Genomic DNA, 5,885 nt, shown 5'->3' with positions numbered 1-5,885 from the left:
CCCTTACGGAGATACCCCCTTGAAAATACACACCTATTTTTTATATTCTTTAGTCTTATTCTGAAAGTGGTATGGATCTGCTTTCTCATGCTTGACACAACCAGTCAATAGTATAAAAATCTAGCCATAACTTATGTGATCGAACCGTGATAATTTATCTGGCTCTGCTGCCCTGCGCCGGTAAAAGCGTAATAAGCGGCGGCGTTAAGAAACATATAAAGACCGTTCGATTCATGCGCCTCAAATAGCACTGCTTCTGATTAAACAGCATTGGTAGCTGAAAGCCAGGGGCGGTAGCGGGCCTAAACTCTGACGCGCTGGTCGAAATATACCCGTCAAGAGTAATTTATAATTTTCTGTTGTTTTAAGACTAATGCCAAATAAATACGACAGAATAGAGGTTTTCATTACAAGCCTGATTAGCGTAATAGCCGATGGCGTAATAGCGCCGCAGTGGACATCACGCTGCTCTGGCTGACCATCAACGATTGAACTGCGGGAAGGCGGGCCGCTTCTGTTTACACTGGGCGTTGCGACAGAGCGGCTTTAGCGGCAGAGACATTTAAGCATAAAACGAGGGGCAAACATCTCATGACGGAACAGCAATAGTTGAGGCAGATTGGTCGTGAATTGACGTTTATTCATGAGCATTTTTTTGCGGCGACACACCGCTTTAGACAATAAATCAGCAATAGCGATGATAATTCAATGATGAAATCGAAACTCAAGTTGGCTCCGTTACTGGTGTCAATCTCACTTATCAGTGGCTGTACTGTAGTCCCAGGGCAAAATGTTTCCACCAGCGGCAAAGATGTCATTAAACAGCAGGACGCGGACTATGACATCGATAAGATGGTTAATGTCTATCCGGTAACGCCGATGCTGGTTGAGCAACTGCGCCGTAAACCTGTCGTAGCGCGGCCGAATCCTTTGCTCGACCAGGAGCTGGCGAATTATGAATACCGTATCGGCGTAGGCGACGTGTTAAGCGTCACCGTCTGGGATCACCCGGAGCTGACGACGCCTGCCGGCCAGTACCGTAGCGCCAGCGACACCGGCAACTGGGTGCATTCAGACGGCACCATCTATTACCCTTACATCGGTCGGGTTAAGGTTGTCGGCAAAACCATTCAACAGGTGCGCAGCGAAATTCAAAACCGCCTGGCGAGCTATATCGAAAGCCCGCAGGTCGATGTCAATATCGCGGCGTTCCGCTCTCAGAAAGTCTACGTGACCGGCGAAGTGACGACGTCCGGCAAACAGGCGGTCACCAACATTCCGTTGACCGTGCTGGATGCGATTAATGCGGCCGGCGGTCTGGCGGCAGAAGCGGACTGGCGCAATGTGATTTTGACGCATAACGGACGCGAACAGCGTATTTCTCTCCAGGCGCTGATGCAGAACGGCGACCTGACGCAGAACCGCCTGCTTTATTCCGGCGACATCCTTTATGTGCCGCGTAACGATGACCTGAAAGTCTTTGTGATGGGCGAAGTGACGCGTCAGCAAACCCTGAAGATGGATCGCAGCGGCATGACCCTGACGGAAGCGTTGGGCAATGCGCAGGGCCTGAACCAGGAAGTCTCTAACGCAACTGGCGTCTTCGTCATTCGTCCGAACCGTCAGCAGGGCGGCAAAATCGCCAACGTTTATCAGCTGAACACCTCTGACGCGACCGCGATGGTGCTGGGCACTGAATTCCAGCTTGAGCCGTATGACATCGTTTACGTCACCGCGACCCCGCTGACGCGTTGGAACCGTGTTATTAACCAGTTGCTGCCGACCGTCAACAGCGTGCGTTACAGCATCAACTCGGCGCATGACATCAGAAACTGGTGATGAGTATGTTTAATTCCATTCTCATCGTGTGTGTCGGCAATATTTGTCGCTCGCCAACCGGCGAGCGGTTAATGAAACATTATTGTCCACACATACAGGTTTCATCAGCGGGCTTAGGGGCGCTGGTGAACTACCCCGCTGATGAGAACGCCATCAAGGTAGCAGCACAGCATGACCTCTCGCTGGAGGGGCACCGCGCGCGGAAAATTACTTCAGCGATGTGCAGAGAAAACGATTTGATTCTGGTGATGGAAAGGAAGCACATCAATGAGATCGGCAAGATCGCGCCGGAAGTTCGCGGTAAGACCATGCTGTTCGGCCATTGGTGTAACGGCCGTGAAATCCCGGATCCCTATCGTAAAAGCATAGAGGCTTTTGAATCTGTTTACCTTTTACTGGACGACGCCGCTCAGAAATGGGCCCACGCATTAAATCGATAATCAGGCATAATAATGGTCAATAAAAAATCAGATAGCTCGCAGAAAATTGCAGATGCCAAAGATGAAATCGATGTAGCCCGTTTATACGGTTCAATTATCGATCATCGCTGGCTTATTATTGGCGTCACCGCGCTGTTCGCCGTTATCGGCGTTATCTACTCGATTCTGGCGACGCCGGTCTATCGCGCCGACTCGCTGGTTCAGGTAGAGCAAAATCAGGGCAGCCTGGTGCTGAGCCAGATTTCCAGCCTGGTGCCAGACACCAAACCCGCTTCCGATGCTGAGATCGGTCTGATCATGTCCAGGATGGTGCTGGGCAAAACGATCGACGACCTCAACCTGCAAACCACCGTCACGCCGAAATATCTGCCGGTGGTGGGTGCAGGCTGGGCGCGTCTGATGGGTCAGGATCAGAAAAAAATCGCCGTTTCCCGTCTGGAACTGCCGCCGGAGTTAATCGGCCAGAAGCTGGAGCTGGAAATAGGTGAAAACCATACCTTTACCCTCTCCAGCGACGATGGCGAGTTAGTAAAAGGCAAAGTAGGGCAGTACGCCGCGCAGGGAAAAGTGAAGGTTCTGGTTTCCGATACCGACGCAGGCCCTGGCGATACTTTTACTGTACAGAAAAACGGCTACCTGCAGACCTACAACGATCTGGTTGGCCGTCTGAGCGTGGTCGATCAGGGCAAAGACACCGGCGTACTGGCGCTGACCCTGAACGGCACCGATCCGCAGCTGACGCAGGATACGCTGCGCTCCATTACGGAGAACTATCTGCTGCAGAACGTCGAACGTAAATCGGCGGAAGCGCAAAAGAGCCTGGACTTCATCAGCCGTCAACTGCCAGAAGTGCGCCAGAAGCTGGATGACGCTGAGAATAAGCTGAACGCGTTCCGTCAGCAAAATGACTCGGTCGACCTCTCTCTGGAAGCGAAGTCGATGCTGGACACCATGGTGAACGTGGATAATCAGCTGAACGAGCTGACCTTCCGTGAAGCGGAAATCTCCAAGCTTTACACCAAGGAGCACCCGGCTTATCGCACCCTGCTGGAAAAACGTCAGACGCTGCGGGATGAGAAAAAAGCGCTGGAAAGCAAAGTGTCCGCGCTGCCGAAAACGCAGCAGGAGATTATTCGCCTGACGCGTGACGTCGACGCCGGCCAGGCGGTGTTTATGCAGCTGCTGAACAAACAGCAGGAGCTGAGCATCAATAAGGCCAGCACCGTCGGCAACGTACGTATCGTTGACCCTGCGCTGGTGCTGAACAAACCGATCGCGCCGCGCTCCGCCATTATCATCGCCGTCTCTCTGGTGCTGGGCCTGCTGGTCTCCACCATCTACGTGCTGATGAAAACTATCCTGATCCGCGGCATCGAAAGCCCTGAGCAGCTGGAAAATAGCGGCATCAACGTGTACGCCAGCATTCCGATTTCTGAATGGCAACAGCAGCGCGACCGTAAGCTGACCGCGCTGAGCAAAGAGAAGGGCAAAAAAGTGCTGCGCGGCGGCGAGCTGCTGGCGCTGGCTAATCCGGCCGACCTGGCGATTGAAGCGGTACGCAGCCTGCGCACCACCATGCATTTCGCCATGCTCGATGCGCGCAATAACATCATCATGATTTCCGGCACCAGTCCTGATATCGGTAAAACCTTTATCAGCACTAACCTTGCCGCCGTGATGGCGCAGTCAGGACAGCGCGTGCTGTTTATCGACGGCGATATGCGTAAGGGCTACTCCCACGAGCTGTTTAACAGCGATAACCGCAAGGGTCTGTCTGACTTACTGTCAAATCAGGCGACGCTGGAGCAGGCGATTCGTCAGACCAACGTCAGCGGACTCGATTTTATTCCGCGTGGACAGCTGCCGCCTAATCCGTCAGAGCTGCTGATGAGCCAGAAGTTTATCGACCTGATGACCAACGTGCAGAAGCAGTATGACATCGTCATTATCGATACGCCGCCGATTCTGGCCGTTACCGACGCTGCGATTATCGGTATGCAGGCCGGCACCAGCATGGTGGTGGCGGGCTTCGAGCAATCAACGGTGAAAGAAGTGGAAGTGAGCGTACGTCGCTTTGAGCAGAACGGCATCGAAATTAAAGGCGCCATTCTGAACCTGGTAGTGAAAAAAGCCGCCAGCTACTACGGCTACGGTTATTACCACTACAGCTACGAATCCACTAAGCCATAAAACGACAGCGCCAGCCGTTCGCGGCTGGCTTTTTAAGGTTTTTAAAACGAATCCATTGAGACTGATGTTATGACTGAGTCTACGCCTTTAATCAGCGTCGTTATTCCTACCTTTAACCGTGCCGACATCATTTTAAAAACCCTAAACAGCGTCTTAAACCAGACTTATCGTAATATCGAAGTGTTTGTGGTCGACGATGCCTCCACGGACAATACCGCCGCCGTGATGGCGGCCGTGCAGGATGAGCGCGTGCGCTTCATTCAGCTGGAACAGAACAGTGGTGGCACGCGTCCGCGCAACGAAGGCATTGAGCGAAGCCGTGGCGAATTTATCGCGTTGCTTGATTCCGACGACGAATGGGTACCGGAGAAGCTGGAAAAACAGCTCGCCTTTTTACGCCAGCAGCCGGGAAAAAATCGCGTCTGCATGACGGCGAAATACAATAAGCGTCCCGAAGGTTTGCACCTGCGTCGCAACAAGCCGGTGAATAAATACAGCTCCATTATGGAGTTTCTGCTGCTGGGCAACGATTTTCAGACCAGCACGCTGCTGCTGGACGCCGATATCGCCAAACGAGCGAAGTTCGACTCCGCGCTGCGTAAGCACCAGGACTGGGATTTTGCTCTGCGCCTGCAGGAGCGCGGCGCCAGCTTTTACTATCTCGATCTGCCGCTGACCATTTACGACGACTCTGATTCTACTGCGCGCATCTCCTCAGACGGCAAGCGTGATAAATCGCTGATCTGGCTGGAGAGCATCAAAAAACGCGTGCCGAGTTACATCTGGTTCGGCTTCTACGCAAAGATCATTGCTGACAGCTATCTGCTGTCGAATGAAAAAGGCAAGGGCATTGCCATTTATTTAAAACTCCTGTTTTCGGGGAAAATTAAATTCAGCCACTTTATGGCGATGATGAATGAACGAGTAAAAAAGTTAGCCACTATTACCGCGAAACGTTTTGTTCCGGGGAAGTGATTTAAAACAGCAATCAGACCGGCGAATAAAATAATGAAATTTATATCACTGAAGATAGGTATAAGAAAGAATCGCTATCTCTATTTCGATCCGCATATGACCTTTATGCTGTTTCTGTTCATGATGCTGACAATGTTGGCCGTGGCGTTGGTAAAAGAGTCGGTGATGAAGCCGTATTTCTTCTCCGACCAAATCACCATATTCAGCTTTATGAAACTGACTTACAGCTTCGGTCCGGGGAACTCCTACGGCAGTACCGCTTATTTCTATAAGCTGTTGGGCTTTGAGCAAAGCTCCATTGTGTTTGCTCTGATATCGGCAGTAATTATTATCAGCACCTTTTTGTTTATCTTTATCCGGGTGCGCGGCGCGTCAATGAATATTTTCGATATTGGCGTTTTTCTTTTCTTCTGCTTTTCGTCAATGATAAACCTGACGTGG

The 5,885-nt window shown here is 51.7% G+C and carries 5 protein-coding genes; all 5 read left to right on the top strand.

Annotated elements, in window-relative coordinates; all coding sequences use genetic code 11:
* The first annotated feature begins 708 nt into the window (after positions 1-708).
* A complete protein-coding gene (locus MYY08_RS14065) occupies positions 709-1,839 on the top strand; it encodes a polysaccharide export protein (RefSeq protein ID WP_038625274.1) in 1,131 nt (376 codons plus the stop codon).
* A gap of 5 nt (positions 1,840-1,844) precedes the next feature.
* Positions 1,845-2,279 carry an arsenate reductase/protein-tyrosine-phosphatase family protein gene (locus MYY08_RS14060; protein WP_084970820.1) on the top strand — a complete coding sequence of 145 codons (435 nt, stop codon included), beginning with the start codon at positions 1,845-1,847 and terminating at the stop codon, positions 2,277-2,279.
* A gap of 12 nt (positions 2,280-2,291) precedes the next feature.
* Entirely contained in the window at positions 2,292-4,469 is a 2,178-nt protein-coding gene (gene wzc, locus MYY08_RS14055; RefSeq protein ID WP_038625275.1) for a tyrosine-protein kinase Wzc, read from the top strand.
* A 69-nt stretch (positions 4,470-4,538) separates the two neighbouring features.
* Positions 4,539-5,444 carry a glycosyltransferase family 2 protein gene (locus tag MYY08_RS14050; protein ID WP_104951536.1) on the top strand — a complete coding sequence of 302 codons (906 nt, stop codon included), beginning with the start codon at positions 4,539-4,541 and terminating at the stop codon, positions 5,442-5,444.
* Between the two features lie 33 nt (positions 5,445-5,477).
* On the top strand, positions 5,478-5,885 hold a 408-nt coding region (locus MYY08_RS14045), incomplete at its 3' end, for a hypothetical protein (protein ID WP_288014629.1).

It is taken from the genome of Mixta sp., assembly GCF_024610815.1.
GTDB lineage: Bacteria > Pseudomonadota > Gammaproteobacteria > Enterobacterales > Enterobacteriaceae > Mixta > Mixta calida.
This window is presented reverse-complemented; position numbering and strand designations above follow the sequence as displayed.

Excerpts from the sequence above, each read along its gene's own strand:
- MYY08_RS14060 (WP_084970820.1), top strand. The coding sequence starts at position 1,845 with ATGTTTAATTCCATTCTCATCGTGTGTGTCGGCAATATTTGTCGCTCG.
- MYY08_RS14050 (WP_104951536.1), top strand. The coding sequence starts at position 4,539 with ATGACTGAGTCTACGCCTTTAATCAGCGTCGTTATTCCTACCTTTAAC.
- MYY08_RS14065 (WP_038625274.1), top strand. The coding sequence starts at position 709 with ATGATGAAATCGAAACTCAAGTTGGCTCCGTTACTGGTGTCAATCTCA.
- wzc (WP_038625275.1), top strand. The coding sequence starts at position 2,292 with ATGGTCAATAAAAAATCAGATAGCTCGCAGAAAATTGCAGATGCCAAA.